The organism is Lapidilactobacillus bayanensis (assembly GCF_003946695.1).
GTDB classification, from domain to species: Bacteria; Bacillota; Bacilli; order Lactobacillales; family Lactobacillaceae; genus Lapidilactobacillus; species Lapidilactobacillus bayanensis.
The window spans coordinates 24853-42475 of sequence record NZ_RHOX01000010.1; the positions used below are offsets into that span (position 1 = coordinate 24853).

General features: G+C 38.4%; 13 protein-coding genes. 10 read left to right on the forward strand and 3 right to left on the reverse strand.

Features of this window, described 5'->3' with window-relative positions; all coding sequences use genetic code 11:
* Positions 1–110: 110 nt before the first annotated feature.
* Together EKM65_RS05160 and EKM65_RS05165 are read right to left on the reverse strand one after the other, a co-directional pair.
* Positions 111–938 (reverse strand): aldo/keto reductase, encoded by an 828-nt coding sequence (locus EKM65_RS05160; RefSeq protein WP_125606315.1) that lies wholly within the window; start codon positions 936–938, stop codon positions 111–113.
* The gene (locus tag EKM65_RS05165) at positions 938–2086 is read right to left on the reverse strand and encodes a Gfo/Idh/MocA family protein (protein WP_318531110.1); all 1149 of its coding nucleotides are present in this window, start codon (positions 2084–2086) and stop codon (positions 938–940) included. Before EKM65_RS05165 ends, EKM65_RS05160 begins: the two co-directional genes overlap by 1 nt.
* Positions 2087–2311: 225 nt before the next feature.
* Between EKM65_RS05165 and EKM65_RS05170 the strand changes: the two genes are divergently transcribed.
* From EKM65_RS05170 to EKM65_RS05215, 10 genes are all read left to right on the forward strand, one after another.
* Positions 2312–3625 (forward strand): ABC transporter substrate-binding protein, encoded by a 1314-nt coding sequence (locus EKM65_RS05170; protein ID WP_125606319.1) that lies wholly within the window; start codon positions 2312–2314, stop codon positions 3623–3625.
* Positions 3626–3698: 73 nt separating this feature from the next.
* A complete protein-coding gene (locus tag EKM65_RS05175) occupies positions 3699–4577 on the forward strand; it encodes a carbohydrate ABC transporter permease (protein WP_125606321.1) in 879 nt (292 codons plus the stop codon).
* A 2-nt stretch (positions 4578–4579) separates the two neighbouring features.
* Positions 4580–5449, forward strand: a complete 870-nt coding sequence (locus EKM65_RS05180; protein WP_125606323.1) for a carbohydrate ABC transporter permease — start codon at positions 4580–4582, stop codon at positions 5447–5449.
* Complete coding sequence (locus EKM65_RS05185) at positions 5449–6153, forward strand: DUF624 domain-containing protein (protein ID WP_125606325.1); 705 nt, start codon at positions 5449–5451, stop codon at positions 6151–6153. Before EKM65_RS05180 ends, EKM65_RS05185 begins: the two co-directional genes overlap by 1 nt.
* Before the next feature lie 97 nt (positions 6154–6250).
* Complete coding sequence (locus EKM65_RS05190; RefSeq protein ID WP_125606327.1) at positions 6251–8200, forward strand: alpha-glucuronidase; 1950 nt, start codon at positions 6251–6253, stop codon at positions 8198–8200.
* A gap of 46 nt (positions 8201–8246) precedes the next feature.
* The gene (locus tag EKM65_RS05195) at positions 8247–9398 is read left to right on the forward strand and encodes a GDSL-type esterase/lipase family protein (protein WP_125606329.1); all 1152 of its coding nucleotides are present in this window, start codon (positions 8247–8249) and stop codon (positions 9396–9398) included.
* A 2-nt stretch (positions 9399–9400) separates the two neighbouring features.
* Entirely contained in the window at positions 9401–10573 is a 1173-nt protein-coding gene (locus EKM65_RS05200) for an ROK family transcriptional regulator (protein WP_125606331.1), read from the forward strand.
* A gap of 125 nt (positions 10574–10698) precedes the next feature.
* Positions 10699–12036, forward strand: coding sequence for a xylose isomerase (gene xylA, locus EKM65_RS05205; protein WP_125606333.1), 1338 nt, complete (start codon positions 10699–10701; stop codon positions 12034–12036).
* Between the two features lie 384 nt (positions 12037–12420).
* The gene (gene xylB, locus EKM65_RS05210) at positions 12421–13920 is read left to right on the forward strand and encodes a xylulokinase (protein ID WP_125606335.1); all 1500 of its coding nucleotides are present in this window, start codon (positions 12421–12423) and stop codon (positions 13918–13920) included.
* Positions 13921–13945: 25 nt separating this feature from the next.
* Positions 13946–16081 carry a glycoside hydrolase family 3 C-terminal domain-containing protein gene (locus EKM65_RS05215; protein WP_125606337.1) on the forward strand — a complete coding sequence of 712 codons (2136 nt, stop codon included), beginning with the start codon at positions 13946–13948 and terminating at the stop codon, positions 16079–16081.
* A 793-nt stretch (positions 16082–16874) separates the two neighbouring features.
* On the opposite strand, the gene EKM65_RS05220 is transcribed toward EKM65_RS05215, so the two are convergent.
* On the reverse strand, positions 16875–17615 hold the full coding sequence (locus tag EKM65_RS05220; RefSeq protein WP_125606339.1) for an amino acid ABC transporter ATP-binding protein: 741 nt from the start codon (positions 17613–17615) through the stop codon (positions 16875–16877).
* Positions 17616–17623: the final 8 nt, after the last annotated feature.

Below are 17623 nucleotides of genomic sequence, written 5' to 3' on the forward strand. Positions count from 1 at the left end.
AAGTGAACCCCTGGTATTGTATTTTGGTCCAATACCAGGGGTTCACTTCAACCTCTAAATTCCTGTTTGGAATTGGAAGTCATTTTTTTATGTTACTCTCTCATTTTTAATTAAATAAGATCAGGATTAGCAGATTTACCTAAAACACCATCAAGCTGGTCAATTTGGTCGATTTGCTGGGCACTTAAACGCACATCTAATGTTTCATAGTTTTCTTTCATTCTAGTTGCTTTAGTACTACGGGGAAGCGGAATAAACTCATGCACCATTGACCAGGCCAGCGCAATTTGTGCAGGGGTTTTACCATTTGTATCCGCAATTTGTTTTAATAAATCAACATTCATGATCTTGCCCTTACCAAGCGGGCTGTAACCTTCCAACTGGATATTATGCTGTTTACAGTAAGCGACGACTTCTTCTTGTTTTTCGCCGGGCGCCAGTAATAATTGGTTAACCATGGGGGCTACTCTTTGTGTTTTTTCGAGAGCTTTTAAGTGATGTACCCAGAAATTAGATACGCCGATTGCACGAATCTTACCCTGTAAGTATAAGTCTTCAAGTGCGCGCCAACATTCTGCGTTTCTCTTTTCCCAATTTGGACGAATATCACTGGGATTAGGCCAATGAATTAGGAATAAATCCAAGTAGTCAGTTTGTAAATCTTTAAGTGATTGATTAAAGGCCGCGATGGTTTCATCGTAATTGCGAATGGGGTTATTTAATTTGGAGGAGATAAAAATTTCATTTCGCGGAATTTTTGTATCCTTGATTCCTTGTCCAACACCAGTTTCATCATGATACATTTCGGCAGTATCTATTAAACGATAACCAGTTCTAATCGCCTCGCTTACACAAGTACGCGCCTCATCAGATGGCATCCCTGTACCGTAGCCAATTGCTGGTATCTCAACACCGTTTATTAATTGTCGGTTATTCATTATTTCTGTTCTCCCAATTTGTCAGTCCACAATTGCTTTTCTATTTTACAATCTTGTTGTTCCTTAATAGCATTTTCTATTAATAACGTTAAATAGAAATCTTGGGCAGCCTCTTCAAGCGAATAGACAACAGGGCCGCCGTCACAGAATTGTGACATCTTTAAGAGTAAAGTCGCCAAAGCAATCTCATCGTCAGAGAATGGCGTGTTGATAAATGGATTCTTATAAACCCACTTTCCTTCAAAGAGAATACCCTTAAGACTGTCGATTCCCTCCATATTTTCATTTTGGCCAATGTTAATTCTAGTTAAGTTAGAGGTAATAGGTTCGTCATCAGCATTTAAATACTTAACAAGATCATTATCAATAACGCCTCTTGTACCTTTAATTTGAATGGTTTGAGTTCGCATAAAGCTTCTATGCTGATCACTTTCAAAATTATAGATGCCAATTTTATTTTCAAAATCAAATAGCGCAATGATTTCATCATAGGATTTAAGTGTAAGTTTTTCTGGAACACCATCGCGTTCGAAGCCTGGATATCCTCGAAGGGAGAACTTTTTCGCAGAAATTGAACCACGTGAACCGGGCGTATTCAGATAAAAACGCATTAAACTGATCGCATGATAGTTATTAGTAAGTGAGATGCTTGCCTGCTCAGGATCACCAATGATGCCATTTGTGATGAGACGATATCTAGCCTGTTGATCAGGTCTTAAATGATATTGTTCAGCGACTTGGACCAGACCAGTATTTTCTAGTTGAAGAAGCTTGTTCATTTCATCAAGTGAGGTTGCAATAGGAGTCTCTGTAAGAATCGGCGTTCCGTTTTTTACAACATCAGTAATGATTTGCGCCGTTGCAAAACGGTTTACGCAGATAACGATGAAGTCTGGTGTGGTGTTAGACAATGCAGAATCGAGACTGTCAAAACAGCGATATCCTAATTCACTATATTTTTTGCTGAGCACTTGATCCAGGCAGTAAATTCCGGTTACATTAAAGTAATTAGGTAATTTTCGTGCAATTCTCATATAAAATTCGGCGCGCCAACCACCACCAATTAATAGAAAATTACTTATTTTATTTTCTTTCGAGATTATTCCTCCATAAAAAATTATATTAAAAACAGATAATAAATTTGTAATATATTAATATTTGTGCTAAACAACCAGCATTATAGACTGATTACTTGACTTCATCAAGAGCTAAAAGAATTTTTAGCTAAATTGATATATTTTGTTGAAAGCGCTTGACAAAACATTTGTGAATGATTATCCTTAGTTCGTAAGGTTAATAAACATTCTGTTGCGAGGTGAATTGTTTAAACAGGACCTAATAGTAATTTATATAATACGAGTGGAGGAAGTATTATGAAGTTAAAAAAAGCATTAGTTAGTACTGCAATTGCTGCGCTATCTGTACTATTACTTGCGGGATGCTCTAGCAAGAGCTCATCAAGTGATAAGTCTAGTGATTCAAAAGGTAAAGTTACAATTCGATTCTCATGGTGGGGTGATGAAGCTCGTAATAAAGCAACTCGCCAAGCAATCAAAGCATTTGAAAAAAAGAATCCTAATATTAAAGTTAAAGCAGAAATTTTCCCAATTAGTTCTATGGATCAAAAGATTGGTACACAAATGGCCGGGGGAACTGAGCCAGATGTTATGCAAGGATTATATGCCTGGTTACCACAGTACTCAAAAAATGGCGATGGCTACTATGATTTGGAAAAACTAAAGGGTACCTTAGATTTGTCACAATATTCTAAAGCAACGTTAGACCAGGGACGGTCTTCCAATGGTGTTCTTAATGGTTTAGCACATGGTAAGAACACGATGGAAATTGCTTTGAATTGGTCAGAATTTGAAAAATTAGGAATTAAAGAAGTGCCAAAGACTTGGGATGACTACGTTGAGGCCGCTAAAAAGTTCCCTAAAGGATCACATCCAATTATTAACCCATCTCCAATGTTTATGGTCTTGACATATTTGGAACAAGTAACTGGAAAGAGTCCATATACTGCTTCAAACAAGTTAGTTTATACCAAGGCTCAATTAAAGCAAGGCTTAAAGTGGTATAAGGATATGGTTGATAAGAACGTGTTTGTTTCTCGTCAAGAATATCTAGATGCTGTTGGCTCTCAGTCATTACCTGTTGCTTCTACTTCGAAGTGGATTAATGGTGAATGGGCAGGAGACTACGAGTGGTCAGGTGGACTTCTTGCAAATGAAACAGCTTTGAAAGCTAAGAACCAAAAAGTTGTTATTGCGCCAATTCCACAAATTAAAGGTGCAAAGGCTTCAGGTGCAATTTCGAAACCAACATTCTTGTTCTATATTAGTAAGCATACAAAGCATCCAAAGGAATCTGCAAAATTACTTCAGTTCTTGTTTAACAACCCAACTGGAATTAAGCTAATGGGCACTTCAAGAGGTGTTCCAGAAAGTAAGATTGCTGCTAAGACCCTTAAGGATGAAGGCATTGTAACCGGAATTGTTAAGGACGCATACGACTATGGTCAAAAAGTTAAGAGCATCCCAGAAGTTCCTAACCTTGAAAATAGTGATGTAACTAACGTATGGCAACAACAGCTTGAAAGCTATGAACTTGGAAAGAGCGATTTGAATGCAACTACTGACGCACTCTATACTCAACTCAAGTCATCATTAGCTAATTTGAAATAATATTTTGAGGGGTTGCGAATGAAATTAAAAAGTCGCAACTCTTCTATTTTTTATTGAAGGAGATATTTACGATATGAAACGTGGTAAGATAGGCCTACTTTACTTGCTGCCATGGATAATCGGACTGGTTATTTTTACAATCTATCCATTTATTGCGGCGCTCTATTACAGTTTCACTAATTATAATATGATTGATGCTCCAAAGTGGGTTGGATTACAAAACTATATTCAATTATTCACGTCCGATCCAGACTTTAAAAACTCGCTTGTTGCAACGTTTCAGTATGTATTATTGACGGTACCGCTACAGTTAATATTTGCATTATTGATAGCATTTGTCTTGAATTTCAAACTCAAAGGAATTGGTTTCTACCGAGTCGCTTACTATATTCCTTCATTACTCGGTGGAAATGTTGCCATCGCTTTACTTTGGCGTTTGATGTTTGGTTCCACAGGTTTGGTTAATCAACTTCTAAATATGATTGGTCTAAAGTCAGTTTCATGGTTCTCAACTGCAGGTGGTGCAATGACCGTACTGACGATTTTAAAAGTATGGCAATTTGGTTCGGCGATGCTGATCTTTCTTGCCGCTTTGAAAAATATACCGACTGAATTATATGAGGCTGCAGAAGTTGACGGTTCGTCGAGATTCCATATGTTCTTCTCAATCACAATTCCGTTAATCACACCAACAATTTTCTTCAATCTTGTCTTGCAGTTAATTAACGGATTCCAAGAATTTAATGGTCCATTTTTAATTACTGGTGGTGGGCCGCTAAATAAGACGTATTTAGCATCAATGTTTATTTATAACAATGCATTTAAGTATTCTAAGATGGGATATTCAAGTGCAGCATCATGGATCCTATTTATTATCATTATGGCCGTAACCGGAATTCTGTTCTGGTCACAAAAGAAATGGGTATATTACTCAGATGAAGCGGGGAATTAAAAATGGATGAAGTTTCAGCGGCAATTAAGCATAAGCAACGGATGTATAGGACGAATGCAGTCATTCGCTATGTGATCATTACAGTTATTGCTTTTATTATGATGTATCCAATTTTATGGATGATAGGTTCGTCCTTTAAAACGAATAATGAGATTTTTACGGAAATCGGATTTATTCCGAAGCACTTTGATTTCACCCCATATATTCATGGATGGCAAACAGGTACTGGTTATACATTCACCACGTATTTTATTAATACGTTCAAGATATTGATTCCTAAAGTTTTCTTCACCGTTGTTTCTAGTGTTTTAACGGCGTACGGTTTTGCTAGATTTGAGTTTCCGTTTAAGAAAATTTTATTTTCTGCATTGATGGCAACAATGTTTCTGCCACAAGTTGTCACGATGATCCCGATGTATTTACTATTTAGAAAGTTGGGTATGTTGGACACATACACGCCATTGATTGCACCTACCATTTTTGCAACACAGGCATTCTTTGTGTTCATGCTCATTCAGTTCCTCAGAAGTGTGCCAACTTCTCTTGACGAGGCCGCAACGATGGATGGTGCCAATTCTTGGCAGATTTTAATTCGTGTTTTATTGCCAATATTACGTCCAGCAATTATTAGCTGTATCATCTTCCAGTTTGTTTGGACAATGAATGATTTTATGGGGCCGTTGATTTATATATCATCAACATCGAAATTCCCAGTTGCTCTTGCATTGCAAATGAACATGGACAGTACAGGATCTGTTAATTATGCACAACTAATGGCGATGTCAGTACTTGCTGTTCTGCCATCATTAATCGTATTCTTCTCAGCACAGAAGTATTTCGTTGAAGGTATTGCAACGACAGGTATTAAATAATGAAACATAACTTATTTGAAGTCGTCATAAACCAAATTAATAAAGCATCAGTAGATGTAATATATAAATTTTATTACTCCTTTATTATTGATTTATGTATCTTGCTTTCCAATATTTTATTGTTGGGATGTGCGTTATTTGTAAAATTATCGTTTCCTACTTTGATTATATATTTCATTCCGATATTTTTACTTGGTCCTTCAATTGCGACAACGCTCCATAGTATTTCACAATTAAATCGGCAAGAAAGTGCTAGCGCGGTTTTTAAAAACTTCTTTAACGCCTATTTATCAATGCTGAAGAACACATGGCAACTTTCATTGATCTATTCATTTATTATGATCATTGGGTTGATGGACTTACAGCTTATCATGAAATTCGCAGCGGTTAGAAGTTTAATGCTACCAATCTTGATCACGGTTATCTATTTAGTGGCAAGTATGTTCTTTGCATATAGAATTAAGTTGCTGCACCAAGACTGGACAATAGGTCAAGTCATGTGGGATGCCGTTTTGTATAGTTATCGGAATGTTGGAAGTACAGCGATAATAGGTTTGATTTTAATTGTACTTGGGGTTATTACAATTTTAAGCCCGGCAATTTCTGTTTTTATTTTGTTTGGCGTATCAATTGTCCTGATTGCAAGAATAGTAGATAAAAAAATATTTGTTTCAACAAGCTTGATGAAAGAAGAATCAAAATAATAAACTGATAAAAAGCAAAGGATGTTTACTACTGGAATTAAAAATCTAGCAGATATCATTCTTTGCCTTTTATACACGGGAATGGAGTTTTGCCCTTATGACAGACAATTGTTGGTTAAATAATAATGTTGTGAACTCAGTTAGCCAATTGCAGTTTTACATCAAAAATATCACTAAGGAAGATCGTGTCTCAATTAATATTAGATCTGAGATCGTCACATATTTTAAAGCGAATCTTACTGAAGATGAGACTCATACCGATGTAATTTTAGGAATAGATGCGGCATCTCAGGATGGGTTTGAAATACTAAATAATAGTGGACAATATATCATCACCGCAGCCAATAATCAAAATTTGTTGTATGGCCTCTATTATTTCTGCCTTCATTACCATCTAGGCGACTTACAGAATCATGAGTTAAAACAGCCAGATCAAGCAATTCGGATGATTGATCAGTGGGATAATTTTGATGGGTCAATCGAGCGTGGTTATGCGGGTGAATCAATTTTCTACGATCATAATGAGTTCCTCGGTAATTATGAGCGAATTGAGCAGTATGCTAGATTGTTGGCGAGTGTTGGCATAAATTATATTGCTATCAATAACGTAAATGTTCATAAACGTGAAACATTTTTTATCTCTGACGAATTTTTGCCTAAAATAAAACAAATTGTAGATGTCTTTGCAAAGTTTGGAATTAAAGTTCTACTGAGTATCAATTTTGCTTCACCAATACGTTTAGGTAACTTAAAGACAGCGGATCCTTTAGATACAGAGGTTAAGCAATGGTGGATTGATCGGGCTAAAACAATCTATCGTGTTATTCCGGATTTTGGGGGCTTTTTAGTTAAGGCAGATTCTGAAGGAGAACCGGGACCATTTGCGTATGGTAGGAATCATGCGGAAGGTGCTAACATGTTGGCTGCGGCATTGAAACCATTTAATGGCTTGGTAATTTGGCGAGCTTTTGTTTATAACAGCCAACAAGATTGGCGAGATAAATCGGTCGATCGTGCACGTGCAGCATTTGACAACTTTATTGGCTTAGACGGTCAATTCATGGATAATGTTGTTTTACAAATCAAATTTGGCCCAATTGATTTTCAAACACGCGAACCTGTGCAACCATTATTTGGTGCATTAAAACACACAAATCAGATTATTGAATTTCAGATTACACAAGAATACACAGGACACCAGATAGATCTTAATTATTTACTACCACAATGGCATCGCGTCCTACATTTTGATACTTTTGAAGATAATAAATCAGCTTTATTAAAAGATATTCCTAGTCGCAACTCAATTATTTCTGCTAACTCTGGTTTTGCAGCGGTTAGTAATATTGGTCGGGACGAGAATTGGACGGGTAATCAATTAGCACAGTCTAATTTGTACGGTTTCGGTCGAATCGCGTGGAATAACGATCTTACACCTGATCAAATTTTGGCAGAATGGACACAACTCACGTTTTCTGATTCAGAGGTATGCGGTAAAGTCTCCCAAATTTTAGCTACGTCTAATGAAACATACGAGAATTATACAGCACCGCTAGGAGTTGGCTTTATGGTAACCCCTCATTATCATTATGGCCCCTCTATTAATGGATATGAGTATGATAGATGGGGAACTTATCATTATGCTGATCGTAATGGGCTCGGTGTTGACCGAACACTTGCTACTGGGACAGGATATACACGCCAATATTCTAATCATAACTTTGAATTGTATGAGAATTTAGCTACGTGTCCAGACGAATTACTTTTGTTTTTCCACCATGTATCGTATTCTCATGTACTGCATAATGGTGAAACAGTCATTCAACACATTTATAATACGCATTTTCAAGGGTATGAAGCAGTTGTTCAATATTTGAATATGTGGGTAACTTTGCAGGGAAAGGTACCAGAGTCTGTTTATCAAAATGTTTTGTTGCGTTTGCAAAAGCAGGTTGATAATGCGAAGGAATGGTGTGATCAAGTTAATACGTTCTTCTATAGAATGTCTGGTGTTGATGATGTCCAGCAGCGAAAGATATATCGCTAATTATTGAGACGTTTAAGTATTTTTTTAAGTAAAAGAGGAATAGCTTGTGTATAAAGATAGATTTCGAAAAGTATGGTCATATCAACCTGTTGATTACCGTACATGGCCATCGTTGAGTGCACCTCAAACTCAAATAATAACCCGACGCGCCGGCCTAGAAAGTTCAGCAATCAAATTTTATTTTACTAACCAAAATGGTGTTTCTGAATTAGATTTAGTAGATTTGCAATTAAAAGTGATTCGTAATAACTGCAATGTCTATGAACATGCTATTACCTTCGGAGGAAGCAATGAACTGGCCTTAAATATAGATCAGAAAATTATTAGCGATGAAATAGACTATGAATTTAAAGAAGATGACTTGCTGCAAATAAGCCTTACTTTGCCGAAGACAACATATCTAACTTCTGGCGTTGTTACGTATTCATTACTAGATTTAAAGGTCGAAAACTGGTCAATAGAACAGAATAAGAAATTAAACCAAATTGATTATTGTAAAATGGTGCAAGACAATTCAAGAATGACATATTTCTTTGGATTATACGGAATAGCAATGACTAATACCCAAGATATGCAATCAGTAGCAGTCTTTGGAGATTCAATTACGCAACAAGGCTTTTTTGTAAATCATTTACGAGAAGAATTACAGAGAAAAAATCCCAATCAATATTTTGTTAATAATTGTGGTATTGGTGGAAACCGGGTTCTGTTTGATACCGATCCCATGATGGATAAATGGTATCGACATGGCATTGCAGGTATTAAACGCTTTGAAACGGATGTTTATGGAGAGTCCGATCCAAATATTGTGTTTGTTTTCCACGGTATTAACGATTTGATACAAGAGACTGCTCATCCTGGAGAGGTTGAAGATGTTGGTGAAGTTATTGAAGGTTTAACTAAATATGCCGAAATAATCAAGCAGCATGCTTCTAAATCTGTGATTGCAACCTTGCTCCCGTTAAAAAAATCTAGATTTTATTCTGATAGTGTAGAAAATAAGCGTCAGCTATTAAATAAGTGGATCAGAACTCAGGATGTCTATGATCAAGTTGCGGATCTTGAATTGGCAGTGGTTGATAAAGGTGACTCAAAATTATTAGATAAGAAGAGTGACTCTGGCGATGGCTTGCATCCGAATGACTTTGGTGGACAGCAACTTGCTATGGTAGCATACCAGAGCATTATAGGACTTTAAACATGGAAATTCAGAAAGCACAGCTCAGAAATGTTAATCAAAAAAAGGTTTTAGAACAGATTTTCAATCATAAAATGATTTCGCGTAGCCAGATTGCTAAAAACCTTTCGTTAAGTAAAGTTACGGTTTCAGAAATTGTCGCCAGATTAATGGCGCAACAATATATCTGCGAGTTGGGGAAGGGAGTCAGCTCCAGCAAAGGTGGACGCAAACCAACAATATTACAAATTAATGCTAATTATGGTTTTGTGTTAAGTTTTGATTTGGAATTTGACTACATCGAAGGAATGCTCGCGCTGGTTAATGGTGAACAAGTTAATGTGATACACCAAAAGGCCAGTACGGTCTCAGTTTTCGACAGAATAGCAATAATTGAAAGAATAGCTGAAGAACTGATAGCAGGTGTACAAACTAAGGCAGGCCTACTAGGGATTTCAATTGCTGTTCACGGAATTGTTGTAAATAATAAGATTTTATATACGCCCTATATTAATTTTAAAAATATTGATCTTGGTGGGATTTTAACAAAGAAATTCATGGTTCCGGTTATTTTAGAAAATGAGGCAAATCTATCCGCAGTTTATGAAAGAGACTTTCAAAGCAGAGAGAGCATTGATAACTTAGTCTGCGTTAGCATTCATAAAGGAATCGGTGCCGGAATTATTCTAAATAATCGCTTGTACACTGGAATTCGTGGTGAGGCGGGTGAAATTGGACATGCAGTCGTATTTGAATCTGGCGAAGAACACAAGAGTATGCGCCATTCAATCGAAGAGTCTTGTTCAGAAGATGCGATTGTGGCTAAGATCAGCGAAGCAATAAGTGTAGATAAACTTACACATGCTGAAATCAAAGAATTATATGATAGAAATAATCAGCAAGTCAGAAAAATAATGAGTGATTTCTGTTTCTATACAGCAAGTATCATTCACAATTTAATCGTTTCGCTGGATCCCAAAATGGTTATTATCAATTCAAACTTAATTTCGGATATACCCCAACTTCTGCAGGAGATAAAGTCCAATATTTTGTATTTAACAGACGAGAAAACTCAAATTATACTTTCTAAAAATTCAAGATATTCAATATTACTTGGCGGTATCTCAGTAATAATAGGTAGTACGCTCGAAATTAATTCTGGGGAGATATCTTTTATGGAAACAGAGCAAGGTTAGCTTAAATTTGGGCATAAGTTTTTAAAAGAAATGCGTAAAAGGGCTTGAATCAATTAAATGTAAGCGGTAAAATAAGAATTGTAAGTTAGTTAGTAAACTAAACTAAAAAATGGAGGTCAATTTTTATGACAACATATTTTCCCGATGTAGATAAAATTCCTTTTAAGGGTACAAGTTCTCTAAAATCTGGTATGGATTTTCACTATTATGATGCTGACGCTGTTGTTGGCGGCAAAAAGATGCGTGACTGGTTGCGTTTCTCTGTTGCTTACTGGCACACATTTGGTCAACAATTAAATGATATCTTTGGCGATGGCACGGCCATTCGTCCTTGGAACAATTTAACTGGTATGGATTTGGCTAAGGCTCGTGTTGAAGCTTCGTTCGAATTCTTCGATAAATTAGGCGTTGACTTCTATTGCTTCCATGATCGTGACGTTGCTCCTGAAGGGTTGACCTTACGTGAGACGAACAAGAACCTTGACGAAATTACAGACATGTTTGTTGAATATCAGAAACAAACTGGTATGAAAGTTCTTTGGAACACAGCTAATATGTTTACCAATCCTCGTTTCGTTTCTGGTGCTGCTTCTTCACCATTTGCAGATGTTTTTGCTTATGCTGCTGGCCAAGTTAAAGAAGGTTTGGATACAGCTAAAAAAGTTGGTGCTGAAAACTATGTCTTCTGGGGTGGTCGTGAAGGTTACGAATCACTTTTGAATACTGATATGAAACTCGAACAAGAACATTTAGCTAAATTCTTCCACATGGCTGCAGATTACGCTAAAGAAATTGGGTTTGAAGGTCAATTATTACTTGAGCCAAAACCTAAGGAACCAATGATGCATCAATATGACTTTGATGCTGCAACCACTATTGCTTTCATGAAAGAATATGATCTTGAAGGAACTTACAAGTTAAATCTTGAAGGTAACCATGCTAATTTAGCTGGTCATACTTACCAACATGAAATTCGTACTGCTCGTGAAGCAGGTGTGTTAGGTTCATTAGATGCTAACCAAGGCGACAAGTTGATTGGCTGGGATATCGACGAATTCCCATCCGACCTATACGAAGCAACTTTAGCAATGTATGAAGTTGTTGAAAATGGCGGTTTAGGCCGTGGTGGTTTGAACTTTGATGCTAAACCACGTCGTTCTTCATTCACAACTGATGACATGTTCTACGGTCATATTGTTGGTATGGATACATTCGCTGCTGGTTTGAAAGTTGCTTTACGCTTGAAAGAAGATAAAGTATTCGAAGACTTTATCGCTAACCGTTACGCAAGCTATACAACCGGTGTTGGTGTTGATATCGAAAGTGGCAAGGCTGATTTCAAGTCATTGAACGACTATATTATTGACAAGCCACAATCTGCATTATTATCAGCAACTAAGTCTGGTCGTATCGAAGAATTAAAGGATACTTTGAATCATTACATGATCGAAACTCTAAAGTAATCAGAGCGCGGAGAAGCGTGGGTAGTTAGTGAGGATTAAGTTCAAACCAGTTTAAATCTTGGTTTTAAGATTTAAACTGGTTTAACTTAACCGGAACTAACTGCGCTTCGCAGCACGTTTCAAAATAGAGTGCGGAGAACAACGATTTGACTGCCTTAATTTAAACGAAAAGATCGATGTGTGTTAACACAGCGAGATTTACGCTTAAATTATGCGCAGTCAGTTGTTTGCAGCACGTTTCAGATCAGAGTGCAGGAAAGTCAACAACCGCTTTAAGCGCATTTAATTCGTTAATTAAGATCAATAAAAAGTAAGGCTCTGAATTCCGGCTGCTAGCCGCACGTCGGCCTTACTTTTTTTAATATTAATAAGTGAGGGTTAATCATGAAATATGTCATTGGTGTGGACTTAGGAACTAGTGCTGTCAAGGTTCTGCTGGTTGATCAAAAAGGCGCGGTTGTCGCGCAGGCGAGTGAAAGTTATCCATTACAACAACCGCAACCTGGTTATAGCGAGCAAAATCCTGAGGATTGGGTAATCGGCACGACGACAGCAATCAAAAAATTACTTGCTAGTCAGGCGCTTGTTGCTAGTGATATTGAAGGGATTAGTTATTCTGGGCAAATGCATGGCCTGGTTTTGTTAGATCAAAACCAACAAGTATTACGTCCTGCCATTCTTTGGAATGATACTCGGACGACGAAACAGTCTGAGGAAATTATGGATAAGATGGGGGCGCGTTTCGTTGAAATTACCCGCAATCGACCATTAGAAGGTTTTACATTACCGAAGATTTTATGGGTTCAAGAAAATGAACCAGAAATTTTTGCGCAAGTGGCTAGCTTCGTCTTACCTAAAGATTATGTTCGTTATCGCATGACTGGTAAAATCAACATGGAGTTATCAGATGCTGCTGGAACGGTTATGTTAGATGTTGCTAAAAAAGAATGGAGTCAAGAAATTTGCGATGCTTTCGCGATTCCAAGTTCAATTTGTCCGCCATTAATTGAGGCAACGACAAATGTCGGGACGATTTCTGCTGAGTTTGCTGTAGAATCTGGACTTGATCGGAAGACTCAGGTTTTTGGCGGTGGTGCTGATAACGCGTGTGGCGCCATTGGTGCTGGCATTTTGAAGCCGGATCAAGCAATGTGCAGTATCGGTACATCTGGCGTTATTTTGGCTTACGAACCGGATACTAGCGTTGATTATCATGGTCAAGTTCATTTCTTTAACCATGCTATTCCCGACCGTTTTTACTCAATGGGGGTAACTTTGGCCGCGGGGTACAGTTTGAGCTGGTTTAAGAAGACTTTTGCTCCAGATACCTCATTCGATGATTTCGTTGGTAGTGCGGCGCAATCAACCATTGGTGCGCACGGATTATTATTTACACCATACATTGTTGGGGAAAGAACGCCGTATGCTGATGCTAAAATTCGTGGTAGTTTCATCGGGATTGATGGCAAACAAGAACGCGCAGATTTTATTCGAGCTGTCTTAGAGGGGATTGTCTTTTCGTTCAAAGATATTTTGAATATCTACGAAGCAAACGGGAAAGAGTTTAAAGAACTGGTCTCAATTGGTGGTGGCGCTAAGAGCCCACTCTGGTTGCAAATTCAGGCAGATATTTTCAATAAAGATATTGTCCGCTTGGAAAGTGAGCAAGGGCCAGGTATGGGGGCGGCAATGATTGCAGCTGTCGGTCTAGGCTGGTTTGAAAACTTCCGTGATTGCGCTAGTCAATTTATTAAAGTCAAAACAGTTTATCATCCAATCGCCGCAAATGTCGCTCGTTATCGTGAATATTATCAGGTTTACCATCAAGTCTATACGCAGACACAACCTTTAACCAAGCAATTATTAGATTTAGAAACAAAATAATTTTTTGAAAAGGTAGGGATTACAAATGACCAACGAGAGAATTTCGCACGAAGAAGCGCGCAAAACTGCCACAGAGCTTGTTAATAAAATGACGATTGATGAGAAGATTGGCCAGCTTGAATATGATGCTAAAGCCATTTCTCATTTGAATATTCCCGAATATAATTATTGGGGCGAGGCTTTACACGGTGTCGCTCGTGCAGGTACTGCCACAGTATTTCCACAATCAATTGGCTTAGCAGCAATGTTCGACCCGGAAATGTTACAACAAATTGGGACGACCGTTTCAACAGAAGCTCGGGCAAAACATAATGAGTATTCAAAACTTGGCGATCGTGATATTTATAAAGGCTTAACTTTCTGGTCACCTAACGTTAATATTTTCCGCGATCCACGTTGGGGCCGCGGTCATGAAACATATGGTGAAGATCCATATTTGACGGCTACTAATGGCGTGGCCTATATCGAGGGATTACAAGGACATGAGAAATATTTGAAGCTGGCAGCTTGTGCTAAACATTTTGCTGTCCATAGTGGCCCTGAAGGTATTCGGCACGGCTTTAATGTTGATGTTGCACCAAAAGATTTAGCTGAAACTTATTTGCCCGCTTTTAAAGCGGCTGTACAAAAGGGACATGTTGAGAGCGTTATGGCCGCTTATAACGCTGTTGATGGTGTACCAGCGCCTACTAATTCACAACTCTTGGAAAAAACATTACGTGAAGAATGGGGCTTTGAAGGCCACGTTGTTTCAGATTATGGCGCTGAAGAAGATGTTAAGCAGTACCATCACTATACAAAGAGTGACGCTGAAACAATTGCCTTAGCAATTAAAGCTGGTTGTGATTTATGTGCCGGTCATTTAGTTAAATATTTACGGCAAGCCTTGCAAGAAGGTTTGATTACCGAAGAAGCAATTAATGGTGCCGTTACCAGATTACTAACAACCCGTGTCTTACTAGGGTTACATGCTACTGATAATGACTATGATGAAATTGGTTTTGAAAATAACGACACAACTGAGCATCACCAACAGGCACTGACAGCTGCTTATAAGAGCTTTGTATTATTAAAAAATAACGGGATCTTACCTTTAAGTGAAGATCAGCTTAAATCGATTGCGGTGATTGGGCCAACAGCTGATAGTACGATTATTCTTCAAGGTAACTATGCAGGCACGGCTTCGAACAACACAACGATTTTAGCTGGTATTCGGCAAGCAGCCGGCGAAAAGATTCGTGTTAATTATTCCGAAGGGTGTCACTTATTTAAGGATCGGGTAGAACCATTAGCCAAGGCGGATGATCGTGAATCAGAAGCATTAATGATGGCGCAACATAGCGATGTCGTTGTCCTTTGTTTGGGACTTGATTCAACGATTGAAGGTGAACAAGGTGACGCCGGGAACGCTTATGCTGCAGGCGACAAGTCTGACTTGAATTTACCTGGTCATCAACAACATTTGCTAGAAGAAGTCTTGGCTGTTGGTAAGCCTGTAATTCTATTAATTACGGCCGGCAGCGCCTTAACGTTTAATGCTCAAGAAACAAACCCAGCTTTAGCTGCAATCATGGATGTTTGGTATCCTGGCGCACTTGGTGGTCGCGCAGTTGCTGATGTTTTATTTGGTAAAGTTAGTCCTAGTGGTAAGTTACCAATCACTTTCTACCAAACGACTGCGGAATTACCAGACTTTACTGATTACAGCATGAAGAATCGGACTTACCGTTATATGGAGAATCAAGCGCTTTATCCATTCGGCTACGGCCTGACTTATTCAAAGGTCGCTTTGACAAATGCGACGATTGAGAATTTTAACAAGACACTTGAAAATACTGCGGTTAAGGTGACTGTTCAGAATACTGGTGACTTTGATATTGAAGAAGTCGTGCAAGTATATGTTCATGCTGACGATTCAACAGACGCGACACCGCATGCTAAACTGACGGCATTTCAACGAGTTGCATTAGCAGTAGGTGAACAAAAGACGGTGACCATTCCTGTCCCTGCTTATGCTTTTGAAGTCGTTAATGAGCAAGGTGAAACTTATTCAGCAACCGGTCAGTTCACGTTTAGTATCGGTGTTGGTCAACCAGATGAACGGACTGAATATTTAACAGCTGTTAAGCCAATTCAGTTAACGGTTACTAAGACGTTTTAGAGACGAACGTAGCGTGTGACAGTTGTTGTGGTGAGGAACAGAAATACTTTGCGCTGGAACGTAGTGGGCATTGCTTGAAGCCAATTTTTGCAAAATTGTCTCCAAGACAGGTCTTACTGTAAGTGGTAAACCACCAACAGTAATATCACCACTGAGCGGTATTTATTTTCCCTCACTAAACAAGTAAGATGGCAACCTTTGCGCAAGCGCTGAATTGACGTGTGGTTAAAGTACTTCTAATTTTCAGGAGTACAAATTTGCTATTAAATCATACCATATCATCTCTTTTGTCGGTGCCGGAGGAAAATCGCGGTCAGCCGCGGAATTCTTGTTAATGGTTTACCATTTACAAGAAAGCTTGAGTTTGAGACGAATTGGTTTTGATTCGGCTCAAACCAATACTCGCAGCGTTCCACCAGCGTATTTTCTGTAGGCACGAAGAATCGCAGCATAACAGTTCTAGGACTTTGCATTTAAAATAAAGTCCATATCTAAGACGAATTAGTTTTGATTCAGCTCCGTTCCACCAGCGGATTTCCCGCAGGCACGAAGAACCGCGACATAACAGTTCTAGGATTTCGCATTTCCCGCAGGCATGAAGAACTACAATTATAATAGTTCTAACATGTCCAATCTTTGAATCAATTTAATTTTGATACGACTTAAATTAACGCTCGTAGCGTTTCTCGAAAGTATGAAAAAGTTCTACAAAATATAAACTCAAAAAGGCCCAAATCCAGAAAACGGATTTGGGTCTTAATTATTTTAAGCGGAATTATTAATTGCTTTAATCTTAGACGCGATTCAAATAACGCTTTAGGAACGTCTTCGTTCGTTCCTCTTGTGGTGTGCCAAAAATTTGATTGGCAGTTCCTTCCTCGGCGATGACACCTTGGTCCATAAAGACCACATGATCAGAGATATCTCGTGCAAAAGCCATTTCGTGGGTTACTAGGATCATTGTTAAGCCGGTATGAGCTAGAGCGCGCATAGAATCAAGCACGTCATCAACCATTTCTGGATCCAAGGCCGATGTAGGCTCGTCGAATAGTAAAACTTCAGGACTCATCGAGACAGCGCGGGCAATGCCGACACGTTGTTTCTGCCCCCCAGAAAGTTGTGCTGGTTTGGCATCAACATAAGGCGCCATTCCTACTTTTTCTAATTGTTCTAAGGCAATCGTCTTAGCTTCAGCGGCGTTGCGATGCAAAACGGTCGTTTGCCCAATTGTACAATTCTGTAAAACGTTTAAGTTATTGAACAAGTTGAAGGATTGAAAGACCATACCGACTTTTGCACGGTAATCAGTGACATTGAAACTGTTGGCTAGAACATTTTCGCCATGAAAATCAATCTTACCGCTGGTTGGTTGTTCCAATAAGTTAATACAGCGGAGTAAAGTTGATTTGCCAGAACCAGATGAACCAATAATTGATAAAACTTCGCCGGGTTCGACGTGTAGATTAATATCCTTTAAAACTTTGTGGGTACCAAAATTTTTTTCTAGGTGCGTGACTTCTAATAAGTTTGTCATATTTTTAA

What these genes read in the sequence shown, in the direction of transcription:
- EKM65_RS05160 (WP_125606315.1), bottom strand. Translation starts at nt 938, where the DNA reads ATGAATAACCGACAATTAATAAACGGTGTTGAGATACCAGCAATTGGC.
- xylA (WP_125606333.1), top strand. Translation starts at nt 10,699, where the DNA reads ATGACAACATATTTTCCCGATGTAGATAAAATTCCTTTTAAGGGTACA.
- EKM65_RS05220 (WP_125606339.1), bottom strand. Translation starts at nt 17,615, where the DNA reads ATGACAAACTTATTAGAAGTCACGCACCTAGAAAAAAATTTTGGTACC.
- EKM65_RS05200 (WP_125606331.1), top strand. Translation starts at nt 9,401, where the DNA reads ATGGAAATTCAGAAAGCACAGCTCAGAAATGTTAATCAAAAAAAGGTT.
- xylB (WP_125606335.1), top strand. Translation starts at nt 12,421, where the DNA reads ATGAAATATGTCATTGGTGTGGACTTAGGAACTAGTGCTGTCAAGGTT.
- EKM65_RS05170 (WP_125606319.1), top strand. Translation starts at nt 2,312, where the DNA reads ATGAAGTTAAAAAAAGCATTAGTTAGTACTGCAATTGCTGCGCTATCT.
- EKM65_RS05215 (WP_125606337.1), top strand. Translation starts at nt 13,946, where the DNA reads ATGACCAACGAGAGAATTTCGCACGAAGAAGCGCGCAAAACTGCCACA.
- EKM65_RS05180 (WP_125606323.1), top strand. Translation starts at nt 4,580, where the DNA reads ATGGATGAAGTTTCAGCGGCAATTAAGCATAAGCAACGGATGTATAGG.
- EKM65_RS05190 (WP_125606327.1), top strand. Translation starts at nt 6,251, where the DNA reads ATGACAGACAATTGTTGGTTAAATAATAATGTTGTGAACTCAGTTAGC.
- EKM65_RS05185 (WP_125606325.1), top strand. Translation starts at nt 5,449, where the DNA reads ATGAAACATAACTTATTTGAAGTCGTCATAAACCAAATTAATAAAGCA.
- EKM65_RS05175 (WP_125606321.1), top strand. Translation starts at nt 3,699, where the DNA reads ATGAAACGTGGTAAGATAGGCCTACTTTACTTGCTGCCATGGATAATC.